The 23012-nt window shown below is 67.6% G+C and carries 19 protein-coding genes and 3 pseudogenes; 11 read left to right on the plus strand and 11 right to left on the minus strand.

What is annotated here, in order from left to right; translation table 11 throughout:
* Positions 1 to 770: 770 nt before the first annotated feature.
* Positions 771 to 1211 carry a hypothetical protein gene (locus ACIO6U_RS15340; RefSeq protein ID WP_391162953.1) on the minus strand — a complete coding sequence of 147 codons (441 nt, stop codon included), beginning with the start codon at positions 1209 to 1211 and terminating at the stop codon, positions 771 to 773.
* Positions 1212 to 2063: 852 nt separating this feature from the next.
* On the opposite strand from ACIO6U_RS15340, the gene ACIO6U_RS15345 reads away from it, so the two are divergent.
* The 5 genes from ACIO6U_RS15345 (at position 2064) to ACIO6U_RS15365 (ending at position 6029) form a co-directional block, all read left to right on the plus strand.
* A complete protein-coding gene (locus ACIO6U_RS15345; protein ID WP_355342716.1) occupies positions 2064 to 2504 on the plus strand; it encodes a hypothetical protein in 441 nt (146 codons plus the stop codon).
* A 382-nt stretch (positions 2505 to 2886) separates the two neighbouring features.
* A complete protein-coding gene (locus ACIO6U_RS15350) occupies positions 2887 to 3090 on the plus strand; it encodes a cold-shock protein (protein ID WP_311297653.1) in 204 nt (67 codons plus the stop codon).
* A 329-nt stretch (positions 3091 to 3419) separates the two neighbouring features.
* Positions 3420 to 4979: a DEAD/DEAH box helicase gene (locus tag ACIO6U_RS15355; RefSeq protein WP_401719172.1), complete on the plus strand. Its 1560-nt coding sequence runs from the start codon at positions 3420 to 3422 to the stop codon at positions 4977 to 4979.
* A gap of 71 nt (positions 4980 to 5050) precedes the next feature.
* Positions 5051 to 5359: an SCO5918 family protein gene (locus ACIO6U_RS15360; RefSeq protein ID WP_355342723.1), complete on the plus strand. Its 309-nt coding sequence runs from the start codon at positions 5051 to 5053 to the stop codon at positions 5357 to 5359.
* A gap of 466 nt (positions 5360 to 5825) precedes the next feature.
* On the plus strand, positions 5826 to 6029 hold the full coding sequence (locus ACIO6U_RS15365; RefSeq protein WP_355342726.1) for a cold-shock protein: 204 nt from the start codon (positions 5826 to 5828) through the stop codon (positions 6027 to 6029).
* A gap of 571 nt (positions 6030 to 6600) precedes the next feature.
* Here the strand turns inward: ACIO6U_RS15365 and ACIO6U_RS15370 are convergent.
* Positions 6601 to 6933: a MerR family transcriptional regulator gene (locus tag ACIO6U_RS15370; protein ID WP_401719176.1), complete on the minus strand. Its 333-nt coding sequence runs from the start codon at positions 6931 to 6933 to the stop codon at positions 6601 to 6603.
* A 1501-nt stretch (positions 6934 to 8434) separates the two neighbouring features.
* Here ACIO6U_RS15370 and ACIO6U_RS15375 point away from each other — a divergent pair.
* Positions 8435 to 8662 carry a hypothetical protein gene (locus ACIO6U_RS15375; protein ID WP_401719179.1) on the plus strand — a complete coding sequence of 76 codons (228 nt, stop codon included), beginning with the start codon at positions 8435 to 8437 and terminating at the stop codon, positions 8660 to 8662.
* A 521-nt stretch (positions 8663 to 9183) separates the two neighbouring features.
* Positions 9184 to 9684 carry a UTRA domain-containing protein gene (locus ACIO6U_RS15380; RefSeq protein ID WP_401719182.1) on the plus strand — a complete coding sequence of 167 codons (501 nt, stop codon included), beginning with the start codon at positions 9184 to 9186 and terminating at the stop codon, positions 9682 to 9684.
* Positions 9685 to 11104: 1420 nt separating this feature from the next.
* Here ACIO6U_RS15380 and ACIO6U_RS15385 read toward each other — a convergent pair.
* Positions 11105 to 11632, minus strand: coding sequence for a hypothetical protein (locus ACIO6U_RS15385; protein WP_401719185.1), 528 nt, complete (start codon positions 11630 to 11632; stop codon positions 11105 to 11107).
* A gap of 286 nt (positions 11633 to 11918) precedes the next feature.
* On the opposite strand from ACIO6U_RS15385, the gene ACIO6U_RS15390 reads away from it, so the two are divergent.
* Complete coding sequence (locus ACIO6U_RS15390) at positions 11919 to 12686, plus strand: IS110 family transposase (RefSeq protein ID WP_401719740.1); 768 nt, start codon at positions 11919 to 11921, stop codon at positions 12684 to 12686.
* Here ACIO6U_RS15390 and ACIO6U_RS15395 read toward each other — a convergent pair.
* Positions 12581 to 13213 carry a hypothetical protein gene (locus ACIO6U_RS15395; RefSeq protein WP_401719187.1) on the minus strand — a complete coding sequence of 211 codons (633 nt, stop codon included), beginning with the start codon at positions 13211 to 13213 and terminating at the stop codon, positions 12581 to 12583. The two genes, ACIO6U_RS15390 and ACIO6U_RS15395, sit on opposite strands and share 106 nt — an antisense overlap.
* A gap of 224 nt (positions 13214 to 13437) precedes the next feature.
* Here ACIO6U_RS15395 and ACIO6U_RS15400 point away from each other — a divergent pair, with 224 nt between their 5' ends.
* Positions 13438 to 14049: a hypothetical protein gene (locus ACIO6U_RS15400; RefSeq protein WP_401719189.1), complete on the plus strand. Its 612-nt coding sequence runs from the start codon at positions 13438 to 13440 to the stop codon at positions 14047 to 14049.
* A gap of 210 nt (positions 14050 to 14259) precedes the next feature.
* Here the strand turns inward: ACIO6U_RS15400 and ACIO6U_RS15405 are convergent, their stop codons facing one another.
* The 7 genes and pseudogenes from ACIO6U_RS15405 to ACIO6U_RS15435 form a co-directional block, all read right to left on the minus strand.
* On the minus strand, positions 14260 to 14889 hold the full coding sequence (locus ACIO6U_RS15405) for a helix-turn-helix domain-containing protein (RefSeq protein ID WP_401719192.1): 630 nt from the start codon (positions 14887 to 14889) through the stop codon (positions 14260 to 14262).
* Between the two features lie 303 nt (positions 14890 to 15192).
* Positions 15193 to 15405 carry a hypothetical protein gene (locus ACIO6U_RS15410; RefSeq protein ID WP_355342750.1) on the minus strand — a complete coding sequence of 71 codons (213 nt, stop codon included), beginning with the start codon at positions 15403 to 15405 and terminating at the stop codon, positions 15193 to 15195.
* 40 nt (positions 15406 to 15445) lie between these two features.
* Entirely contained in the window at positions 15446 to 16015 is a 570-nt protein-coding gene (locus ACIO6U_RS15415; protein WP_401719195.1) for an RHS repeat-associated core domain-containing protein, read from the minus strand.
* A 470-nt stretch (positions 16016 to 16485) separates the two neighbouring features.
* Positions 16486 to 17499 carry an RHS repeat-associated core domain-containing protein gene (locus ACIO6U_RS15420; RefSeq protein WP_401719197.1) on the minus strand — a complete coding sequence of 338 codons (1014 nt, stop codon included), beginning with the start codon at positions 17497 to 17499 and terminating at the stop codon, positions 16486 to 16488.
* Positions 17500 to 17560: 61 nt separating this feature from the next.
* Positions 17561 to 18774: pseudogene (locus ACIO6U_RS15425) on the minus strand (transposase).
* Between the two features lie 153 nt (positions 18775 to 18927).
* Positions 18928 to 19977: a hypothetical protein gene (locus ACIO6U_RS15430; RefSeq protein WP_391159985.1), complete on the minus strand. Its 1050-nt coding sequence runs from the start codon at positions 19975 to 19977 to the stop codon at positions 18928 to 18930.
* A gap of 175 nt (positions 19978 to 20152) precedes the next feature.
* Positions 20153 to 20902: pseudogene (locus tag ACIO6U_RS15435) on the minus strand (transposase family protein).
* 196 nt (positions 20903 to 21098) lie between these two features.
* On the opposite strand from ACIO6U_RS15435, the gene ACIO6U_RS15440 reads away from it, so the two are divergent.
* Both ACIO6U_RS15440 and ACIO6U_RS15445 read left to right on the plus strand, forming a co-directional pair.
* A complete protein-coding gene (locus tag ACIO6U_RS15440; RefSeq protein ID WP_401719200.1) occupies positions 21099 to 21626 on the plus strand; it encodes a lamin tail domain-containing protein in 528 nt (175 codons plus the stop codon).
* Between the two features lie 67 nt (positions 21627 to 21693).
* Positions 21694 to 22370, plus strand: a pseudogene (locus ACIO6U_RS15445) (HNH endonuclease family protein).
* Positions 22371 to 23012: the final 642 nt, after the last annotated feature.

A 23012-nucleotide genomic window follows, 5' to 3' on the forward strand; every position in this document is an offset into this window, starting at 1 on the left:
CGGGCTGTACCCGGTTGGAGTAGGCGATGCCGATGTGGGGGCGCAGCGTCGGAGTGGGGTGTAGGCCGGGCAGCCCCGCGGCGCGAGTCGACGTGTCGAGGTGGGAGTGGAGCCGACGGACGGGGGTCCAAGGTGCGAGGCTGTAATCGGACGGTGCCGCGGGAGCCTGTCGTGGGGATCGCGTGCACGGTAGCCGCCGACGGCAGGTGGTGTCCGGCCAGGTCAACGAGACGGGCGAGTTGGCGTTCGGTGACGTCGTGGGCCAGTCCGATGCGGCCGAGAGTGAGGTGGAGGCCGGCGCGGTCGATGGCGTCGAAGCCCAGGCCGGTGAGGACGGTCCGGCTGCGCTCTGCCTGGTCTGCCAGGTCCGGGTCATCGGTGAAGGGCACGAGCCAGTAGTAGGCGCGTATCGCTTCGGTCCAGCCCGGCCGGTCCCGGTGGTTGGTCGGAACCGGGTCTTGACCGCCCGACCCTCGTCGTCGCCGCCCAGGAGATAACAGTCCCAGGGGCCCGGCTGCGCCTCACCGGCCTGCAGCCGCTGGCCGCTCCGCCCACACCGCGCGGCCGGCCCTTCTCCCGCAGCCTCAGGAATACCGCCCCCAGGGCTGCGCGCCGCCACGGCCGAAGGCCGCGAGACGCCGGAGCGGGCGCCGCCCGAAGACCCCAGCATCGCTGACGTGGACGAACCGGCCGTCGACTGCCGACAGCTAGAGTCAGGCGCCGCGCCGCGCCGACCAGCCCTGCCCGCCCGACTGCCGCCGGGTCGCGGACTACCAGAGGGAGTTTCTGACCTGCCCGTCGTGCAGGGTCACCACCTGCGTGCCCGGAGTGTGCATCCAGTCGAGGACAGCCTGGAACTCGGGCCACCGCGTGGAGGTGATCTTCCAGTGCCTGCTGATGTCGGCGCTGGTCCGGTAGCACTCGTTGAGGACGTACACCGTCCGACCCGTCAGCGCCGAGGCCGGGTCCAGCGGGTCGGCCCGCTCCGGACCCTTCGCAAGGCCGTAGGCGACCAGGAAGGACTGGTGAGTGCTCCTGACGAAGCGGGCATGGCTGTCCCACAGGCGGTCGCCGACAGCGACGTTCTTGGCATCCGTGGTAACGGCGATGGTGAGCAGATGGTCCTGGGCTGTGCAGGGGTTCAGCGATGCGGTGTGCCGCGCCGCTGCCTGCGGAACCGCTGCGGCCGTACCGTAGCCCAGAGCAGCCACACCCCCCGCCGCCACAACCGCTCCTACGGCAGCGCACAGTGCAAGCCGCCTGCCACGCGTGAGTTGACTTGGCACAGGAACATCCCTTCGTGCGAACAGATCTCCACGGGTCCCGGAAGCCGGCTCGTAAAGCGGGCCCGGCACCACGCACCCATCCCCAGTAGGCGGCTCCCCGCGTGCCCACGCCTGCCGGACCGGTCAAACAGGTGACTACGAATCCAGCCCCCGCCACAGAACTCGCAGACTGAAGGCGGCTGGGAAAGCTTCCAGTTCCCGGGGGGTGGCCTCTTCGTCGCGCAGAGCGAGCGTGAACGGAAGATCAGCAACGGAAGATCCCACGCCCCCGGATGCCGCAAGGTGGTACCGGCTCGGATGTGGTAACGGTTCGAGCGCCCGAACCTGCGGCGAGTCAGGCGATGCACCTGCCCTGTCCCCCAGCGGAGCAGGGGGACAGAGTGTGGCCTGCGGATGGTCCGGCTGACGGGTGGTCAGGGGCGGTCTCGGGATGGCGGCTCGGGGACGTGGTGGAGGAGGGATGGCAGGCGGAGGAAACGGAGGGGGCGCGCCGACTGTCATGACGCCTCCGGCAGCGCCCGGGAATTCCAGACCGACCGGGATGAACTGGCGATACGCGCGTACGGCTCAATGCCTGTTGCGTTCACGTTCTCCGTGTGACCGGGTATGAACGCGGTCGTTTATTGGCCGCCTGCCATCGCGGCTGATTGGAGATTACAGGTGGGTTTTCGTCGGTCTCTTGGCTACGGAGAGTCGCCTTGCCCGGCTGACGGCTGGACCCTCGCCCGCCGCGGCCCAGGTGCGCGGGGTACCGGCTGGGCACGGTAGCTTACCCGGGTGAGCCTCCTTGATGATGTGGCCGAGCGCGACGGCTGGCGGTGCTGGGTGTGCGACGAACCGGTCGACCCCGAGATGTCGGTGAACGACCCGCGGGGGCCCAGCGTGGACAGCCGGACCGCCGACCGGAAGGCCAAGGTCGCCGAGCGGCTGGCGCACCGCGGCTGCAACACCCGCAAGGGCGCGGTCGAGGTGGTCATCGCTTGGCCGGACCGCCTGTACGTGGTCGAACCCGCGCCGCTGATTACCGTTGCCGGAAGACTGGAGCGCAAGGGGGGCCGCGAGATGGTGGGCCGTTGTCCGACCCGGCGGGACGCCCAGGAGGCCGCGGATTGGCTGGTGGACCGGTTCTCCCGACTGGTTCCCGGGCTGCCGGTGACCGCCGAAATCGAGCCGGGCGGCGGCCAGTTCCTCGTCATCCTGGCCACCGGCCGCCGCTGACCGGGCAGTTCGCCAGCCCCCGCACGCGTCGCCCGCCTGCGCGCGAGGGGCCGGTCGGTTACCGCCTCCCCCGGCATCCTGTCCGCCGACCCTGTCAAAGCCCAGGTGGAATATCTGACACCGCCGGCACAGAAATACCAGCAGACCGACCGCAGCATTTCGTGCCTTTAGCGGCCAGTAATCGGAGATCCAGCATTACCGCTGGTGGCATGCTATGGTTTCCCCAGTTGCAGTTGTGGTTCCCAAAGACTTCAAGTGCCTTCACTGCTGTAAGCGGTGGAAGCACTTTTGTATTTCCGGTGCATTCCGGATGGGGCAACCTCGCGGCGACGCGGAGGCCGCACAGTGCGGGCTCCGGGCACTGCCCCGAAGGAGATATGACATGGCTACTGGCACCGTGAAGTGGTTCAACGCGGAAAAGGGTTTCGGCTTCATCGAGCAGGACGGTGGCGGCGCTGACGTGTTCGCTCACTACTCGAACATCTCCGCTTCCGGCTTCCGCGAGCTGCAGGAGGGCCAGAAGGTTTCGTTCGACGTCACGCAGGGCCAGAAGGGCCCGCAGGCCGAGAACATCGTTCCCGCCTGACGCTCACGCGTAGCAGTAGGCCGGGGCCCGCACCTTGGGGTGCGGGCCCCGGCCTACTTGGTTTCCCCCGCCGCCCCCGGCCGCCATGGCAGCCCGCGCGCCTTCCCGGCCGCCCGGAGGAGCACCTCTGCCGCAGCGGGGAAGTCCAGCCCCGGTCCGCCATCAACGTGTGAGTACCGCTGGTGCCCGCGGGAACGACCGGACAGCTCGTCGAGAGCTCCAGATGGCCCGCTTCGTACATTCACTTTCATCGGTTCGTTCCTGTGCTCCCTGTGCGGCTCGTCTGCCGCCGGGGATCCCTCGACGCACCGCATCGAGGAAGGTTCTCCGTGAACCGCACTGTTCGCTCCACCGACCGCTACTCCCGCACCCGCTCCCCGGGCTCCGGCTCCGGCTCCGGCTCCGGCTCCGGCTCCGGCCGTGGTGGATACCGCGGCAGCCAGGCCCCGAGCCGTTCCGGCGGCCCTTCCCGCTCCGGCGGCTACGGCGGCCGGCGGCCCTCGGCCCCGCTGGGCGAGTTCGCCCTGCCGGTCTCCGTCACTCCGGCCCTGCCGCCGGTGGAAACCTTCGCCGAACTCGACCTGCCCGCCGCTCTGCTGACGTCGCTGGCCACGCAGGGAATGGCCGTGCCTTTCCCGATCCAGGCCGCGACACTGCCCAACTCCCTCGCGGGACGTGACGTGTTGGGCCGCGGGCGCACCGGCTCCGGCAAGACCCTCGCCTTCGGCCTGGCCCTGCTGGCCCGTATCGCGGGTCAGCGCGCCGAGTCCCGGCAACCGCTGGCCCTGGTCCTGGTCCCGACCCGCGAACTGGCCCAGCAGGTCACCGACGCCCTCACCCCGTACGCCCGCGCCCTGCGGCTGCGGATGACCACGGTCGTCGGCGGCATGTCCATCGGCCGGCAGATCAGCGCGCTGCGCGGCGGCGCGGAAGTCGTCGTGGCGACGCCCGGACGGCTCAAGGACCTCATCGACCGCGGCGCGTGCCAACTGGGCCAGGTCGGCGTCACCGTCCTGGACGAAGCGGACCAGATGGCCGACATGGGCTTCATGCCGCAGGTCACCGCGCTGCTCGACCAGGTGCGCCCCGACGGCCAGCGGATGCTGTTCTCCGCCACCCTGGACCGCAACATCGACCTGCTGGTGCGCCGCTACCTCAACGACCCGGTGGTCCACTCCGTCGACCCGTCAGCCGGCGCGGTCACCACCATGGAGCATCACGTTCTGCACGTGCAGAACGCGGACAAGCACGCCACGACGACCGAGATCGCCGCGCGCGACGGCCGGGTGCTGATGTTCCTCGACACCAAGCACGCCGTCGACAAGCTCACCGAGCACCTGCTCAAGAGCGGTGTACGGGCGGCGGCGCTGCACGGCGGGAAGTCGCAGCCGCAGCGCACCCGTACCCTCGCGCAGTTCAAGACCGGGCACGTCACGGTGCTGGTCGCCACCAACGTGGCCGCCCGCGGCATCCACGTCGACGACCTCGACCTGGTGGTCAACGTCGACCCGCCCGCCGACCACAAGGACTACCTGCACCGCGGTGGACGCACCGCCCGCGCCGGTGAGTCCGGTCGGGTCGTCACCCTGGTCCTGCCTCACCAGCGCCGCGAGATGACCCGTCTGATGACCACCGCAGGCATCACCCCGCAGACCACCCAGATCCGGTCCGGGGAAGCCGAGTTGAACCGCATCACCGGAGCCCGCACGCCTTCCGGCGTGCCCGTCACCATCACCGAGCCAGTCGCCGACCGCACCAGGCGCAGCACGTCCGCCGCCTCCGCGCGCGGCCGGCGCAGCCGCCCCGCCGCGGCCCGGCGCTCCGCCCGTCCGACCACGGCCTCGACGGAGACCCAGGGCCGCCGTACCGCACTCAGCCCGGCGGCCTGAACGCCGCCGGACCGCACTCACCAGGGCGAACCGGCTCCTGTCCCCATCCCCCCTCATCTCCGCGAGGTCCCATGCGCTGCATCATCGCCCACTTCCCCTTCGACCTCACCAAGAGCGGCGTGCAAGCGTCCATGAAGGGCATCAAACCCGAGGTCGTCACGGGCGAGTACGTGATCATCGGCCGACGCCACTACCCCGTGAAGCAAGTGGGAGAGGTGATCACCCGCCAGGACCGCCGCGACTTCAGCGCCGCCGAGATGACCCGCGCTCTCCTCAGCCTCGGCTACACCTGCCGCAACACCGCCACCCACGTCCCCGTCACCGCCTCCAGTCCACTCCGGACAGCCCAGTCACTGCTCGGCATCCCCGTGACAGCCTGACCCACGAGGAGAACCCACACTCGCGGCACACCGGCGGGCTCCTGGCTCCGAGCAGCAGGCGCCCGATCCCGCCTCGTCCCAAGCGCGGAGGTCACTCCTCGGCCCGCGCCAACCCGGCCAACGGCCGTGCCAGGCTTCCGATTCGAGCGGTCGCCGACCCTCGCATGTCGCGGGCGGACGCTCAGCCCGCGGTCGCCGACCCTTGCACGTCGCGGGCGGACGCTCAGCCCTCTGCCCCACCAGCCGCCGGCGGGGCAGACGCCAGGGGCCTCTCGGGCGACGCCCGAGGAAGAGGGCTGCGGGCGGCCTCGCCGCAGATGCCCGCGTCCACCAGCCCGTGGGGCCGCGCCAGCCGCGTGATTGACGACTGGTTCTTCCTTTTCACCGGTGCACGAACAAGAAAATTCCACAAAGATGCGGAGTTCGCGAATCTGTTGCCGCACGCCGAGCGAGCAGGAGTTACAGAATGGCCACAGGTACTGTGAAATGGTTCAATTCAGCTAAAGGATACGGATTCATCGAGCAGTCGGGCGACGGTGAAGACGTCTTCGCGCACTACTCCAATCTCGTCAACGACGCTCTTCCTGGGCTGACCGAAGGCCAGAGGGTCCACTTCGACATCGGGCAGAACCCAAGGGGTCTGTACGCGGAGAACATCACCTGCGACTGACGCCGGGCCGCTCCCGGCCCGTCCCAGTCGGCTCGCTGTCCGGTGGCTCCGTAGCGTGGACACGGCGGTCTTCCCGGTCCGGACCCCTCCGCGATCCGACCGTCGCGGCCCGCCCCGACACACGGCTCGTCGAGCCGGACGCCTGCACCGGAAAAGACCTGCGGCTCTCGTGAGTAGTGCCGATCTTTTTCCGTACGCTTGGTCAAGCACCCGAGCACAGCGGCCCCGTGGTCGATCACCATCTCTCCTGGCAGGCCCAGGGATTGGCCGTCGCCGGGACACCACAAAAGCGGATTCGACCACCCGCGTGCAGCGAGCCACGCATCCCCGGCTTCGGCCCGGCGACCACCCGCTCCACCACGCCCTCCGCGGCGCGGGCCGGAAAGGACCGGTGGCCGGGCCCGCCGGCGGAAGGTGCACCGGCGGTGTCCGGGACGACGTCGGGCGGCGTGTCGGCGCCAGACCGGGAATCACGCTCAGGAGCCGGCGGCTGAACGTCTTCGGCGATCATGTGCACATATGAGGAGCACCTCCGCGACCCGCAGAAGCTCCCTCGCGTCAGGGACACCGGTCAGACGTCGGCCCGGTCGCCGGGTTGGGACCGGCGTAGTTGTTCGTTGATGCGCTGCGCTTCCTCGAGCTGGTCTTCGAGGATCACGATGCGGCAGGCCGCCTCCACCGGGGTGCCCTGGTCGACGAGCTCGCGGGCGCGTGCGGCGATGCGCAGTTGGTAGCGGGAGTAGCGGCGGTGTCCGCCCGCGGAACGCAGCGGGGTGATCAGGCGGGCTTCGCCGATCGCGCGGAGGAAGCCCTGGGTGGTACCGAGTATCTCGGCGGCCCGGCCCATGGTGTACGCGGGGTAGTCGTCGTCATCGAGACGCCCGTTCGTGTCGCCTGCTGTCATCGCACCTCTCTGCGGAACGCGTGGAGGGGCCCCGGTGCCATACCGGCACCGGGGCCCCGAAGGAACTGCTACACCATCTGCCGACCTGCTATTGCGTCGGCCTACTGTGTCCGCACCGCCACCAAAGGGTGAGCGGCAGGTGCGGGGATCGCGGTTGCTTGACCGGAGACCACCTCACTATCGATGTCCTGCGGTACCCGGACTCAACACTCCGCCCGGGCGATCCCGATGGCGCTCAACTCCTCCGTTCTTCCCTCTGGATCAACTGCCTGCCAAACGTGAACTGCACACTTGTTGTACTGCTGATGGCCTCTACCAGCACCACTCTTCGACAGCCAGCCCCGTCGCCCGTCCTGCGTCTTCTCTGGCTTGGAACCCCACTGCCGAACCTCCCGGTGCGCGCGCCCGCAGCCGACGCCTTCACCGAGGTACTGCTCACTGACTTCGCTGCTGGTTACCGCACACTGCACTTACCGCTACTACCGCTGCGGTCCTTCTCACGGCGGCCCCTGATCACTGCGGGCCACCCGGTCCGGTCGTCAGTCCCATCGCCCGTCTGGCAACATCCCTGGCTTTGGAACTCCACCACCGTACCGACCTGCGTCATGTGCGTACTGCCTCCCGGCAGTTCGTCTCTGCCGGGCCCTCTGTCTCTCTGGGTACAAGAGAAACCGTACCCACGCCACCACCAAATGTCTACTCCGGCCATCACAGATTTTCAGTCACCGGGGGCCGAGGTAACCTGCCACCAACTCCGACGCCGGCCTCTTCGCCAGCCCCCACCGGGGACGGATCACCACCGCCGTCCTGCGCGACGCCACCCACTGGGACGATGTCGTCCAGACCCTCGGCTACGAACACCCGCGCCGACACGACCCGAGAGACGCCGGCCCGACCTGGACGGCGGGCGCCGGAGTCCCCCTGCACGTCCTGCGGTTGATCGCCGGCCACGGCTCCCCGCAGACCACCCAGCGCCGCCTCCAACGACTCATCACACGGAAACCGCTGCTGACAAGCCGAAGGGCCCGCTGACCTGGCTAAATGCCAGTCCAGCGGGCCCTTCGCGCACCGTCGGGACGACAGGATTTGAACCTGCGACCCCTTGACCCCCAGTCGCGAAGGCCAAGGGAATCTCCGCGCCATTCGGGACCAATCCCCCGCGCATTACGCCTAGTTATGCGTCCATCGCTCACTACCGCGCACCGCGTGTGGTCCCCGCTTGGTCCCCTGCCGTAACGGACGAGACGGTCGCCCGAGCCCGCGCTGCGGCCGAGTGCCTGATCGAAGCCGGTAATCAGGCTCAGGGTCCGACGGCACTTGCGGGCAACCGCAAACTGGTCCTGGGCGCGTACGGATGGTGGCGCCACGACTGGTCGGGCTGCTGCAGCAGCTGGCCGACGAACCATGGTCCGTCCCCCGAGCCCTGTTCGCTCAGACCCCTCCAGGTCCACCACTGCTGTTCGCGGGTCTGGTCCCGGGGAAGCCGATTTCGACGCACTCCATGACACAGAAGCTGAACCGGCACAGAATCTCGTGCCGCGCGGCCCGCACCTCCGCCCTCGCCACCAACCTCCCCAGCCCCATCCTCGCCGACCTGACCGGCACGCACCGCCACACCGCGATCCGCTGGGTCGCCTACGTCAGATGCGACTGGACCGAGTACGTGGCGGCACGAGCCGAGGACGAGGGCCATAAGCGGGAGAAGAAGCCATCCACCAATTGCAGGTAACCCATATCGTCGTGTCATGAGCGAGGCGATCCGGGCACACGGCCTCTACTACCCCCTTCTTCCGGATACGTGATGACGGTTGGCTGAAGGTGACGGCCTTGTACTGGCCCAAGATTGTACGTTTAGTCCCTGCGAGCGATGACCTCGCCGACTATGTGGCCCGCCTCTCTTCTAACCCTGCGGTGCCGACGCACACACTCACACGAGATGTCGCCCACACCATGCGGGTGCTCACGGAGGAACTCGGTGTCGTCGAACAGGTTCCTCCCCGCACAGTCCGGCTGGGTGTGCGGCGTCGACTGAACAGGTGTCTCAACCCGCCCCCTCACCTGTCAATACAGGTGAGGCGGGGTCCCAGCCCGGGCGGCGACCGCGGCCCAGCGTCGCGCGCGCAGCGGCAGTGGAACGGCTCAAAACCCTGAGCGTCGTCCGCAGCAGGAGGGGAGCCGACGCGTGGCCGCCGTTCGACTGGGAAGCAGTCCGTACGCCCCCAGGCCGTTTTCCCGGCCCTCTCGGCTTCGGTGCCCGCGCTGGTCGGCGGCCTGACGCCCGCCGAGGGATTCGAAGTCCGCGGCCAGGAACCGGAAATCGGACCTGCTCCCGACCACGTGTGCCGCCGCCTGGGCATGCAGGAAGGAGAGCAGGCCGCTGTCCGGCGATGGACCTATTTCGTCAACGACACCGTGATCCGCACGGTGGACACGACGGCACCGCTGCGGCTTGTCCGGGGCAGCGCCTGGATGCAGGACGACCGTACGCCGGAGAATCTGACCGAGACGCTCGCCAGCCCCGGCCACACCGTGTCGAGTGTCGTCGACGAACTCCGTCCACGGTTGACGCAGCCGGTGGAGGCCACCCGTCGGGGGCCCGAGCGGCGACGACTCGCTCCTCGCGATCGAGATCATCTCCACCGCCTACTCGAATACGGGACAGGCAGTCCAGGTCACCGTGACTACCCTGCCAGCACATCTCAACGTCACCGTCTACGAGCGGGGGCGGATGCGCCGGGCACCTGCGGGTAACCGTCCGCCGTACCCGGCCTGCATACGCCGGATCCCGGCGGGACGCACTCCTCGACGGGTACCGGCGGCCACAGCTCGCACGCACTCTGCCCGCGCGCAGGCCCTTGCCCCGAACCGCCCCAACTGCGGAAACCTGGGCAACCGGAAACGGCCCTCATCTGACAGAATTTCCGCCCCGGCCCAAAGGAATGACCGAGTCGACGCGGAGGTGCGGTCCTCCCTGGAGGAGCACACGAATCAGGAAGGAAAACTCCCGTTGCCCCAGCTTGCGTCAGTCAGGGCGCCCAGGGCGTCATCACCCGTTGCTGATGTGCCGCATTCATGATCGACCATTCAAACTCCCTCAACCGCGACGATGCCGTCGCGGTCGCCGCCCCGGGGGACTCAGGAAGGCGACTGACCCTCCGTCACCGACGTAGCGTCCGGCGTCGCTGGTGTCAGCAACGCCGACCATGGGGCGTTCCAGCGCAGGGAGTCGGCGTACGGCGGCGTGCGAGGCGCCCAGAAGACGCTTCCCCGGTCGCATACAAAAAGACGCATCGGTAGGCCATATGTTTAACGCGAGCGCATTTCAGACAGTAGCTGATTCTCCGCGATTAACCCGTTTCGGGGTGATCTTGAGTGCCGCTCTATTTGCACTGGTCGGATGCACGAGCGCCGACCCCCACGGCTCCATGGAGAATCGGAACCCGCAACGGGCGGCAGGCGCAGGAGACGAAGCGGGAAGAGAGCGTCCCGGCCATCCGAAGCTGAGTGTTCCCTCGGCTGCACCCAGAAGGAATGGCTCATTCCGCTATCAGTCATATGATTCCCCACCCTCTGATGCCGCGGTGCCGCACAGGTATGAAATCGACGTCGACACAGGAAAGACCTGGGAGGTCAGCGGCCCATGGCGTGTCCCCGTGCCAGCGGACAGGGTCCCGGCCGACACGATGTCACCACCCCGCCCGAGCTGCCCTCCCCCGTCGCCCCCCGCAGCCCCACCGCCGTGCGCCCGACGGTGAAGGGCGGTTCGGGGGATTCTTGCGACACCGGGCGCGCAGCTCCGCTGTGCCGTCTTGTGAAGCCAGCCGTGTCAGCGCCGGGTGATGGCAAGCCCCTGCGCTGGGACAACCCGCACGAGGTGCCGGATCACCGTCGGAGCTGGCCGTGGACGCCCAGCGGGCAGAAAAACGAGGTCTGCGGCGGCTGCCGACGCTGTGCTGTGCTCCTGGCACCGCGAACTGGCCGATCAGTTCGTGCGCGTGGGCGATGGTCGGGGTGGTGTACCAGGCCGGGCGGCGGCCGTGCGGGGTGAACGGCGGCGGCAGACGCGGGTCAATGTCGATGCCGGTCGACCAGTCAGGAGTCGGGCACCGGGCTGACACACACGTGCCGGTCGCGGTGGCGCTCAGCGGCGACAGCTGCATCGCTGGAAGCGTCAGAGCCGGAAAGAGGAGAAGCCCGGCGGGAACCGGTGATCGTGGTCCAGGTTCTCGCGTATACGGGTCACTTCGGCGGCGGTCAGCCGCCGCTGCCCTCCGTTCGTGAACAGGTGCCACTGCCAGTCGGCTTCGTGCCAGCTGTACGCGACCACCGGGTCCAGCGGCTCCGCTTCCAGCTCTGCGGCCTCCTCCTCAGTGAGCGGCGGAAGCCCCCAGGCCAGGCCGGCCCAGCCGAAGCGGTAGGGCGGCTCGCCCGCGGGCTGGCGTGCCAGCTTCGCGTACGGCCGCCCGGCCTCGGCGGCACTGTGCCGCGGTGCCAGCACCGGTTCGAGGCCGATGACGATCAGCCCGCTGTCCGGGTCGCCGTCGTCGAAGGTGACCTCTTCCAGCGGCCAGGGCCACCACCGGGGCATGGGCCCGACCATGGCGCCGTCGCCGTAACGCGCCTGCCACCGGCGGAGCCGGTCGAAGAACGCGGCGTCCTCGTCCTCACCGAGGGCACTCTCACCCGTGTTCTCGCTCATGACCCCAGTAGAACCCACCCCACTGACATCGGCCGACGGCCTATCCACATGTGCAGCCTGTCCGGCGCGGCCATCGTCTACGAGCAGTCACCCCGAGGTGATCATCACGGTCGGCACCAGGTTCTACTCGTTCGACGGCCGGACACTGGAGGTCTTCGGCGGTGACCCAGTCCGCTTCTACATACGGAACATGTACGTACACGTCACCCACCTCCGAGACCTGTTGCCCGGACGTCGCCGATCGAACTTCCCTACGTTGTGGCACGGGTCCGGGCCAGCCCTTCGTATGGTTGGCCCGCCCAGGGGTGTCGGGTGTGGCTTCAAACTCCTGCCGCTTGTGGCCGCCATCGATGGGCCACACGACACCCCACGACGGCTCGGCTGCCAATTAGGAGATGCGCACGGTCGCTCCGTAGGGAATCGACAGCGAGGTCGTCCGTGGTACGTCCGCACAGCCCGACGCACGGAGGAACCGCGTGGCCGCCGGCTGCTGTCTCGACGGGTCGCCAAGGATGAGCCGGAGCTGCTCCATCTCCCCGCCGACATCCTGGACTTGGGCGACGAGGTGACGCGGGGCATCGACCTCGCCGACGGCGGGGCTGCCCTGGTGATCGCGGTGCTCCTCAACCACGGCCAGCGCGCCTTCTGCATCTCCGGACGGGCCATCAACCGTGCCTCCGAGGGCTACCGCGGCGAGGACAAGACTGATACCAAGGACGCGGCGGTGACCGCAGACCAGACCCGCATCCGCCGGAACCTGCAGGTCCTGCGGACCGGCGACGAGACCGCTACCGACCTCAAGCTCCTCACAGCCCACCACTCGGACCTGGTCGGCGACCGCACCCGCACCGTCAACCGCCTCCACATCCACCTGACCGGCATCTTTCCCGCGCTGGACCGGGTCCTGGACCTCATTGACGCCGGGCCGTTGATGCTTCTGACCGGCTATCAGACCCCGGCCGCCCTGCGTCCCCTGGGCACGAAACCGCTGGCGAGCTGGTTGCGGAATCGCGGCGTTCGTGGCGCCGACCAAGCTTGGTACTTCCAGCGGTAGTAGCACGACCAGTAGCTCACCACGCGCCGCTCCGTGCGCGCGAAGAAGGCCGCATTCCGAGCGATGAACTCACCGTAGGCACGGCGCTGGACCGAGCCGGGGTCCGCGAGCCCGGGAAGGCCCCGGCCGATCGCCTCGATGATCTCCAGCACGTACTCGCCGGCCAACTGCACCACGAACGGGACTACCCACGGCTCGTCCGACGCCACGATCCGCTCAAGGTGCCGCTGGCGGACCAGGCCATCATGGTGCCGGGAGTACAGGCAGTGCAGAATCACCTGCTGTGTCCCGGACAGTTGCCCATCCGAGCCGACGCCCGGTTCATCGTTGTAGATGCGCGACGGGATGGCGACGGTCTCGCCCTGCACCTCGACCTCGACCTCGACCTCGACCTCGAAGGGCATCATCGGCGCATGCCTGGCCTCCGGCATGACCGCCAGGACGGTGCGCACGTCGTCGGCAAGACGGGTCGGAAACGCTGCCGTCAGCGCAGGGGCGACGTTCGACGAGTCCCGGGGCAGCTGCACCACAGGAGGATATGCGGCGAACCTATCGGTCACTCAACCACCCGCCTCAACGTTGCGGGACAGTCCTTAGTCTCAGCTGATCTGGTCCGTGGACGGGGAAGCTGTGTCAGCTGTATCCCGCAACTCGTGCCAGGGATCCGCGCCTGATGCGTTGTCCGTGGTGAATGCGATGATCGAGGTTGGCAGCGTGAGCACGCTGGTTTCACGACTCGGGGACGGCTCCTATGGACAGGTGGCAGGAGCTTTCGGTACTGGTGGAGGAGCGGCTGAAGGCGGCGTCGACCGGCGAACGTGGCGTGTTCACTGCTGGCGTTGCGGAACGGCTCATGAGCTGGCACGAGGCCCTGCCCGATGACGAGCAGGCGCCGTTCACCGTGGGCCTTCGCCCCCTGTTGAACTCGGTATGGGACGGCGTCCTCGGTGACACGACGGCATTCTCGGCGGTGAAGCGCGGTGTCGCCGAGTACATGCTCAGTGAGTACTGCCACAACGACGGGCAGGACGGCCCCGATGACGCGGACGAGGCGGCCGCAACTGCGACGTTGGATGCCGCGCACGCCTATCTGTTCGGCTGCTACGACTTCGCCAACTGGACCAGCCGCCGGGCGGTGGACGCCATTGACCAACACCTGGAGTACCTCGCCGAACAGGAAGAAGGCGAACTCGTCCCTGATACGGACGAAGCGCTGGCTTCCGAGTTGCAGCGGCAGCTGCGGGATCTCGACCTCATTGCGAACTACGCGAAGGAGCTTCGCTACTCCACCACGGGACTGCCCATCGACACCTCGATCCGACTCCGCGTGGAGCTTCGAACTCCTCTCTCTAGCCGGGCATGAGCGCCCCAGCAGACCTCGCAGCGCCGCAGCCCCTGCATCAGGCCGGCCGCCAGCAAGGAGGTCGCGAGCCGCCCGCCGCAAGGAAGTGCAGCAGACTCGGAAGTACCAACTGTCTGGTTTCCTGCGGTGCGGCAGGGTGAACCCGTCAGGTGAGATCTGCGCGTCTACCCTGGTCGGGAACCCAGTGACCCAAAGGACGCCGCATGGCGCCTACTCGTGCAACTCGTCCAACTGTCGCGGTCTCGCCCGGCGGATGGACAAGGTGGATGAAGCCATCATCGAACTCGTCCTGAAGGTGCTCTCGGAGCAGTACGCGGCCAAGAGGCCGGAGATTCGGATCTGGCACGAACAGGGCACTCTCGACTCTTTGTTGGAGCGGAAGCGCCTTCTCAAAGAGGCGTACAATGCTGGGACGATCCAGCCGGCTGACTTCTTCCAGATGCTTCCCGACCTGGAGGGGCAGATCCAGGAGTCGGAGAGCGACCGGGCCGCGTTCCTGGGCGAACAGGAAGCGCGGAACTTCCTAGCGGGTTTCACACGCGAGCGTCGGGAGCAGTTCGACCTGCGACAGGTAATTTTTCGCGGCGCCCCTGAACGAGGCCGGTCCACCAGGCCCTCCAGCCGGCCGGCGACGAACCGGGACCGCCATTTACGCACCGTCTCCCGAGAGACACCCAGGTCATCCGCAACCTGCGCGTTCAAACGGCCCTCCGCACACGCCAACACGATCCTCAACCGCAACACCAGCGCCTGAGAGGCGGTCTGCTTGCGCAACCAGCCCCGCAACACACGGCGTTCGTGAGCAGACAAGTCCAACGGCAACGGCTTAGGACCAGGCACCGACCTAGCTACAACCGCAAGTGAACTACCGACTCAGGACACTAGATCGCGTGACCGCAACTGGCCCACCCTGCACGAGGCACGAGACCCGAGCCGGTCGTACGATACCGACACATTCCGAAGAATGCAGACCGTAGCCCCGGCTCCGCTTGATGGCGCTTCCGATACGACTCGACAGGCATGCAACCAGAGCCTCAGCTTGATGTCATGCGATCGGTCGGCGTAAGCGTCACGGTGCCCCTGACTAGGGTGACGTTCCCTTGCAAGGGAACGTCACCCTAGCTGGATTTCACTGCTCTTCTACTAACGCTTTCCCGCGACCAAGGCGTAGATAGCGGCGGCGAGACTGAGAACACCGACCCACATGAAAAGGGTGCGGTTGACAAACTTGAGAGTTTTTCCTGCCGCCTCGCCACTATGCCGAGTGGCCGCCTTGGCAGGTCCATTTGTGGCGAAAAGAGCCAAGGCGATGAAGATTAGCCCAAGTGCGGTCGCAAATATGACGAATCCGATCATCGCCAAATCTCCTCTCTATATGAATTCGACCTCTTGTCGTTTAGCCGAATTCCCTATTGACAAAATCCTCGCCAGCGTAGGAGGCAAATCCTTCGGCAACGAGACAGCCAGTTCCCACTACAAGTCCGCCCACGCCGGTTGTTACTCCGAATCCCACTGCGATCGATGCGCAGGTCGCACCTGTCATGGCACCCGCAGCTTCTCCGGCCAGTGAGGCGACGGCACCCACGTAGTTGCCACTGCGGATGTTTGTACCGATGTCGTACACGGTCTTGATCTTGTCCAGACCATCGACGAGATCGCCCAGAACATTCTTTCCGGTGGGATCGGTGTTGTTGATGGGGTCGTCGCCTGCGTAGGCGTAGCGGTTGCCCTGGGCGGGGTCGGCGAGGAACGAAAGTGCGTCCTGGGTGGTGAAGCGGCCGGTGGTGGGGTTGTACCAGCGTTGGCCGTATTTGATCCAGCCGGTGGTGCGGTCGTAGGTGCCGCCGACGAAGCGGTAGGGGTTCTGGGCTGCGGCGGAGCCGGTGGCGGTGGTGGTCTGGTAGGCGCCGTAGGGGTCGTACTGGTAGACGGTGGAGGTGACCGTGGACTGGTTGATGAATTCCACCCGTGACGGCGGCCAATGCTTTTCGGCACAAGTGAAGAAAACTGGGGCGGGTATGACAGGTGTGACTTCCCGGTGGTGCATGGGTCCGTCGAAGGACCCCCGCGGGTATGCCACGCAGCCTTGCCCTCAGACGGTCCAGCGGCGCACTGACCGCAAAGAGCCATTAAGCCGCCGCAAGGAGTTTCGGGAAGAACCCGTCGAAGAAGGGGTGATGGGGACTTGGTCCCCATCACCCCTATGGCATCTTTGGCATTACTCTCTGCTGCGCCGTCCGCGGCCTACCCAGACAATCGAGGCAAGGATCGCTACGAGGAGAAAAATGGCAATTGTGACGCGAACTGGTTTGTTCAGTTCATCCTGGGCCCAGGGAACAAACAGGAACATGGCAACTATGGCTACAGCTATGGCTGCGAACCATGTAGCGACTCTGGTCCTGTAGGTGCTCATTGCTCCTCCTGGTGGCTGTCTGACTACGAGCTGCGCAGCGCGTTTTTCGCGTATTTGACGGTGGCTCCGGCCCCTCCCGAGACGGCACCCAGCGTTGCTCCCTCAGCGCACGCCTCGCTGACCGACGAACCGTCGATCAGAGCGGTAACGGACCCGCTCAAGCAACCGGATGCGGCGCCCCCCAGGACCGGTCCGAAGAATCCGTCGAACGCCGCTGAGGTGGCTCCACCGACGACGGCTCCCACTACACCGCCCAAGGAGAGGGAGAACTTGCCGGTGGGATCGGTGTTGTTGATGGGGTCGTCGCCTGCGTAGGCGTAGCGGTTGCCCTGGGCGGGGTCGGTGAGGAAGGAGTGTGCGTCTTGGGTGGTGAAGCGGCCGGTGGTGGGGTTGTACCAGCGCTGGCCGTATTTGATCCAGCCGGTGGTGCGGTCGTAGGTGCCGCCGACGTAGCGGTAGGGGTTCTGGGCCGCTGCGGAGCCGGTGGCGGTGGTGGTCTGGTAGGCGCCGTAGGGGTCGTACTGGTAGACGGTGGAGGTGACCGTGGACTGGTTGATGAATTCCACGGGGCTGCCGAAGCCGTCGATGATGTAGTACGCCTCGGTGCCGGTGGTGGTGCGCAGGACCAGGGGCTGGCCGGTGGTGGGGTCGTGGTCGATGTAGGCGGTGCCGGCGTCGAGTGTGACCTGTTCGATGACGGGCTGGCCGTTGCCGTCGGGGCGGCCGTAGACGTAGTCGATGTTGTCGCCGGTGTCGGTGGTCTGGTGGGTCAGTTCGGTCTGGCTGGTGCCGGCGTAGGTGTAGGTGCCGGTCCCGGTGGAGGTGGTGGCGGCGGTCATCTGGCCGGCGCCGTTGTAGGTGACTGAGGACAGCGACGGGGTTTTCGTGAGGTTCCCGGCGGCGTCGTAGGTGTAGCCGCTGGTGGTGATCTGGTTGGCGGCGTTGTGGGCGAGGGCGGTTGTCCCGGTGGCGGTGGTGCGGTTGCCGCGTGCGTCGTAGCCGTAGCTGTACGTGGTCCCACCTCCCGAAGTCGCCACTGACGTCAGCCGGTTGCCCGGGTCGTACCCGTAGGTCGTCGTTTTCCCCGTTACATTGTCCTTAGACCACTGCAGCAGGTCGCGGTCGTCGGCGGCGGTGGTGGAGCAGGTGGTGCCGGGGGTGCCGCCTGCGGCGCGGCAGTAGGTGACGTCGAACTGGCGGGTGGGTGAGGTGGCGGGGCCCTGGTCGGCCCAGACGCGGGAGGGGCGGTGCCTTCGTGTGGAGGTTCCTGAACCCTCGGCGGACGCGGGCGGGGGTGAGTTTGTTCGGTTCCGCCGGCCGCTCCCAGGGCCGTCGAAGGTCGGCGACCAGCGGCCGGGCGAGGCGGAGCTGGGTGTGCACGGCGACGACGAGCCAGGTCCAACGATCAGCCGCCGTCGAGTCGCGGAGGCGGGGCCGGGTCCAGCCGAGAGTCTGCTTGAGCAGGCGGAACGTGTGCTCCAGGTCGAACCTGCGTAGGAACGACTGCCAGCAGAGGTCCACGTCGGCCGGGCTCGCACCGGTGCGCGACCACCACAGCCGGACTGGCCGGTTCACCCCACGGCTGGGCAGCTTCTCGACGGCCAGGCGGATCACCATGCCCTCGATGACTGGCAGCGGCCCGTCGTGCTCCAGCCAGGCCGCGCGGCGGGTCAGCCGGGGGTGGAGCCGGTCCCACGCCTGGGCGACGGCGGTGCCGTAGCGGCGGGTTTCGGTGGTGGTGACCGCCTGCTCGTCGCCCCAGGTGGCGGGGTCGCCGAATACGAACTCCCCGCCGTGCTTGGGCGGGCGGCCCCCGGCCAGATCGGCGCCGGGCTCCAGTCGCGCCGCGTCCAGGACGGCCGTCCACGAGGTGCGGCCGGTCTCCAGCGCGACGACGAACGAGTAGGGCCAGCCGGGGATCATCTGGTGCTTGGCGTCGCCGCGGCCGTAGGTGTGGCAGAACGACCGGTCCGGGCAGGTGGCGGCGTCCGGCCGCAGCCACGGTGAGACGTCCACAGCGAGCACCAGGCGGCCGTCGGCGGCGGCGGCCGCGGCAGGCCGGCCAGCGCGGTCCGCAGCCGGCCGACGTCCAGGCAGCCCCGGTTCAGCGCGCCGTACAGGGCGCCGTGTCCGCGCCGGTGCTCGGGCGCGAGCGCCAGGTCCACCAGCGTCCTCACCGGCCCGCAGGTGCACAGCACCGCGTCGGCGAGCTCGAACAGCGCGTCGCGCCGCCCGGTCAGGCAGTCGTAGAAGCCCCCCCGGAAGCGGGACAGCTCCGCGAACTGATCGCACCGCCCGCCCTCTTGCACCACACCCACCAGCACAGCCTTCGCGTCAAGTCCTGTTCCTCTTGGTCGAGTTCAGGATCACGTAGAGGCCGTATCGCCGTCCCCTGAGACACCCGGAGGAGTGATCATCTGGTCCGCCTGTCGAAGCCGAACACAGGCGGGGGTCTGCTTCCGGCGTCAGGATTGCGGGGCCCATGGGTCGTCGTGCTCCAGCTGATCAGGGTGTTCGGGGTGTTCGGGGTGTTCGGGGTGAAGCATCTCTCGGACGCAGCGCCGCAGTCCCGTCTCGTTCGATCCGCTGGCGGCAGCCATCCAAGGCAGGTCGTCCATGGCGCGGGCGCGCTCATTGGTGGCGAGTTGGTCGACGGCTGAGCGCAGGTCGTCGGGGGCGGGTTCGTCGGTGAGGCAGAGCCAGCCGATCGCGGCGGCCAGCCGGGCCTCGGACGCTTGCGTTCGGTCCCCCCAGCGCTCGCGCATCCACACGGTGGTCGGCGGATGGGGTTGGGTGCGGGTGGCTTCGGCTGTGGCGAAGACCAGGGCGGCGTGGACGATCGGGTCCTGCTCGGCGTCGAGCCGGTCGCGGAAGGCTGCACGGACCGCGTGATCCAGGTCGGTGGCGGCGGCCAGTGCGTAGGCGGCGCGGATCCGGATCGCAGGGTCGGGGTCGTGCAGAAGAGGCTTCAGGAGGGTGGCGTCGGCGGTGATCGCGGCCCGAGCGGCGGCAACCGACCAGCCCGCCGGGTAGCCGGTCACCTCGACGCCGTAGTCGTCGTAGAGGCGGTCGTTCTGGGGATCGGCGCGGTGGAGCAGCAGTTCGCCGCGGGTGGCGACGCCGAAGTAGCGGGCGCGAGCTGGAGAGGAGACTTCGGCGAGCGTGTCGGCACGGCAAGGGTGGTGGGTATCGGCAGCGATCCGGATCAGGAACGGCACGGCAAGCACGGCGGCCGCCCGCATGTCGTTGGCGCACATCCCACTCACAACACCCGTTCCGGCGCGAACGGGCGAGCCGCCGGTGTGGAGCAGCTGAATGGCCTCCCTGACGTGATCCCCCCGCGGAAAGTTCTCCCAGGGGACTTCGTCGAGCAAGAATCCGTCCTTGACCTCGGGCCGTACGGCGGCCACCACCGCGCGTACATCGAACGGCCCGCCCACGAACGAGGACAGGTCTGCCCCGCCCGTCAAAGCCCGGCACATCGCGAAGGTTGGATCGGTTTGCCACTCGCCCACGTCACATCACCCCACCGCTGAGTCCGATCGGAGTAGATCATGCCCGAGCGGACCGACATCGCTGTCGAGACACATCTCTCGCACGGCAGGGGTGAACGCGAGGCCGCGCGGACGCGTGATCGTCAGGCTCGTCTGTTCGAAGCTGGACGTTAAACGCCGAGGTGAGTGAGCGTTTTCAGCGTTGCCTCTCCAGTGTGAGGACGGCTTTGGTGATGACGCTCATGCGGTTGGGGCTGATGCGGGATCTGCGGAAGATCTGCCAGGACTTCAGTCGTGCCATGCCTCTTTCGACGGGTGCACGGGCTGCGGACAGGGCCCGGTTCGCGGTCTGCTCGGTGGGTGTGAGTTCACCGCCTGGTGGGCGACGCTTGGCGGTGGTGACCCAGTCGCCGGCATCGATGTGGGCCATGTCGGCGAGGATCGGGACGCCCTGTCGCGCGCAGGTCCGAAGGATCCTGTGGTTGCGGGCGGCTGTCAGATCGTGGGTTCGGCCCGGCAGGGCCGGCGACAGCCAGAGGATCTCCCCGCTGGGGTCTGTGACGACCTGCACGTTCACCCCGTGCTGCTTGTGTTTCGAGGAGTAGTCGGCCCTTTCGTCGCCGACACGGTCGCACTATGCGAGCGTGCCGTCCAGGAGGATAAAGTCCTGATCGTGTGCGCGCAGCGTCATCAGCAGGCCCGGCGCCTGCTCGGCGAGCAGGCCGGTGACCGCGGTGACGTAGGTATGGGCGGTGCCGACTGATATCCCGAAGGCCACGGCGATACGGGCGAGGGTGTCGTGGCGGCGCAGGTACACCAGTGCGATCAGCGCACGCCGGTGTGGCGGGAGTTTGCACCGGCGGTCACCTTCACGGGTGACGATGAGCATCCTGACCCACTCGACCAGGGCGTGCGGCAGGTCGAGTGCGGCAGGATACGGAACCAACAGGGCTCCTGTGTTGCTGAGTTGAGACGTCGAACACCTCCCTCAACGGCACGGGTGCCTGTCCGTTGCGCGCTCCGATCCCACACCGTCCCGTCACCCGATCAGTAGCCACGCTGAAAACGCTCACTGCTCCGCCGGTATGAGTGTCAGCTGGCCAGGTTAGAGGGGTGCCACTGTCGTGCCGAAGGAAGAGCCCATGCGCGTAACCCGTTCCACCGCCGTCTCCGCTGCCATTGCGGCGGCCGCCGCAGCCGTCGCCGTACTTCTGCCCGTACCGGCGAGTGCTGCCACCGGGTCGGTGCACCTGGCGAAGATCTACTACGACAGTCCCGGCACCGACCGCAGATCCAACGCCAGCCTGAACGCGGAGTACGTGCAGATCGCCAACACCACGACCAGGGACGTGAGTCTGAAAGGCTGGACGCTGACCGACGCCGCGGGCCACCGCTACACCTTCGGCACCTACACTCTCGGTGCCCGCAAGACGGTGACCATGCACACCGGCAAGGGCACCAACACCGCCGCGAACCGATACCAGAAGCGGTCCTGGTACGTGTGGAACAACGACAAGGACACCTCCACCCTGCGTAAGAACACCGGCACCAGGGTCGACGTGTGCTCCTACAACTCCACCGAGGTCGAAGTGCTCCACCGGCCGCTTCCAGCGGTGGAGCACCACCCGCACGGCGCTGCAAAGGCCCCGCGGTGTCGCTCGGGCGGGTGACACCCCTGCCGAGCCTGAAACCACTGTCCCCGGCCGGCCGGTAGATCTGTCCCATCCGCTGCTGAACCTGGACGGGACGCTTGTGAACAAGACCCTGCTGGTGCTGCTCGCCATCGCTGCCCTGCTGGCCGGCACTACCATCGGCGCGCACGCGCAGGAATCGGCCACCGGTGCGCAGACGCTGCGGGAGCTTGTCGACCGGCTGCCGGTCGCGGCCGAGGACCGCACCGGATACACCCGCACCGCGTTCCGGCACTGGATCGACGCCGACCACGACCACTGCGACGCCCGCGCCGAAGTCCTCCTCGACGAAGCCGTCCACGCCCCCGAGCGCACTGCGGACTGCGGACTGCAGACTCACCGGCGGCACCTGGTACTCCTACTACGACAACACCACCGTGAACGGACCCTCCGGCTTGGACATCGACCACATGGTGCCCCTCGCCGAAGCCTGGGACTCCGGGCACCTCCGAGTGGGACCCCGCACGCCGGCAGGCCTACGCCAACGACCTCGACTGGTCACGCTCCCTGGTCGCGGTCACCGCCAGGTCCAACCGCTCCAAGGCCGACCAGGACCCCGCCGAATGGCTGCCCCCGGCCGCCGACGCCCACTGCCACTACCTGGCCGACTGGGCCAGTGTGAAAACCCGCTGGAACCTCACCAGCGACCCCGCCGAACACGACGCCCTCCAGCAGTTCGCCGACGCCTGCCCCGACCAGGCCATCGACGTCCCCCTGGACTGAAGAGGTCACCGGCAGTGCGCGAGGGGTTGAGGCCAGCCTCTGTTGTCCTTGCGCGTGCAGATGGCGCTATCGCCTCTACCCGCTGCAGCCGCCCGTATGGGCGAAGTCGGCGAGAACTGGGCACTCGCCCGAGTGAAGCTGAGATAGCAGACAGCGGTACACAGGAATTCGTTATTCCGCTTTTCTGGCGGTCTTGACGTCACGCGCGGAGTGGTCAAAGATCGAAGCTTCTGTGTGTGAGGCACGAAGATTTTTTTTGGGGGATTTGATGGCCGGGGCTTGGCGTCGCATGCGCAAAAATATCGCTCTGACTGTAGTTGCCGGTTTCATTGCCGCCGTACTCCCGGCCACAGCGAGCGCACGCGGAGCCGAGGCGGAGAACCCGGATTCCAAAACGGTGCCTGTGAGCACGGCGGCGCGCAACCGACCGATGACCCCGGCGAAGGCAATGTCCCCCAAGGAGCGTCGCGCCCAGGTTCAACAGGACCTTGCGACACGGGTTCTCCCTGTGGTCGCACAGGGTAGTTCTGCGTCATCCAGGCCTGAGATGAGTCCTGAACCGCAGTACCAGAAGCCCGCCGCTCTGGCGGCGCGCTCCGGTGCTGTACCGATGGATTCAGACCCCTATCACGGTGCGATATG

The organism is Streptomyces sp. NPDC087422 (assembly GCF_044744145.1).
Lineage (GTDB): Bacteria > Actinomycetota > Actinomycetes > Streptomycetales > Streptomycetaceae > Actinacidiphila.

Coding starts and splice junctions, on each gene's coding strand:
- ACIO6U_RS15350 (WP_311297653.1), top strand. CDS start 2,887: ATGGCTACTGGCACCGTGAAGTGGTTCAACGCGGAAAAGGGTTTCGGC.
- ACIO6U_RS15360 (WP_355342723.1), top strand. CDS start 5,051: ATGCGCTGCATCATCGCCCACTTCCCCTTCGACCTCACCAAGAGCGGC.
- ACIO6U_RS15365 (WP_355342726.1), top strand. CDS start 5,826: ATGGCCACAGGTACTGTGAAATGGTTCAATTCAGCTAAAGGATACGGA.
- ACIO6U_RS15370 (WP_401719176.1), bottom strand. CDS start 6,933: ATGACAGCAGGCGACACGAACGGGCGTCTCGATGACGACGACTACCCC.
- ACIO6U_RS15375 (WP_401719179.1), top strand. CDS start 8,435: ATGACACAGAAGCTGAACCGGCACAGAATCTCGTGCCGCGCGGCCCGC.
- ACIO6U_RS15385 (WP_401719185.1), bottom strand. CDS start 11,632: ATGAGCGAGAACACGGGTGAGAGTGCCCTCGGTGAGGACGAGGACGCC.
- ACIO6U_RS15390 (WP_401719740.1), top strand. CDS start 11,919: ATGGTTGGCCCGCCCAGGGGTGTCGGGTGTGGCTTCAAACTCCTGCCG.
- ACIO6U_RS15400 (WP_401719189.1), top strand. CDS start 13,438: ATGGACAGGTGGCAGGAGCTTTCGGTACTGGTGGAGGAGCGGCTGAAG.
- ACIO6U_RS15410 (WP_355342750.1), bottom strand. CDS start 15,405: ATGATCGGATTCGTCATATTTGCGACCGCACTTGGGCTAATCTTCATC.
- ACIO6U_RS15440 (WP_401719200.1), top strand. CDS start 21,099: ATGCGCGTAACCCGTTCCACCGCCGTCTCCGCTGCCATTGCGGCGGCC.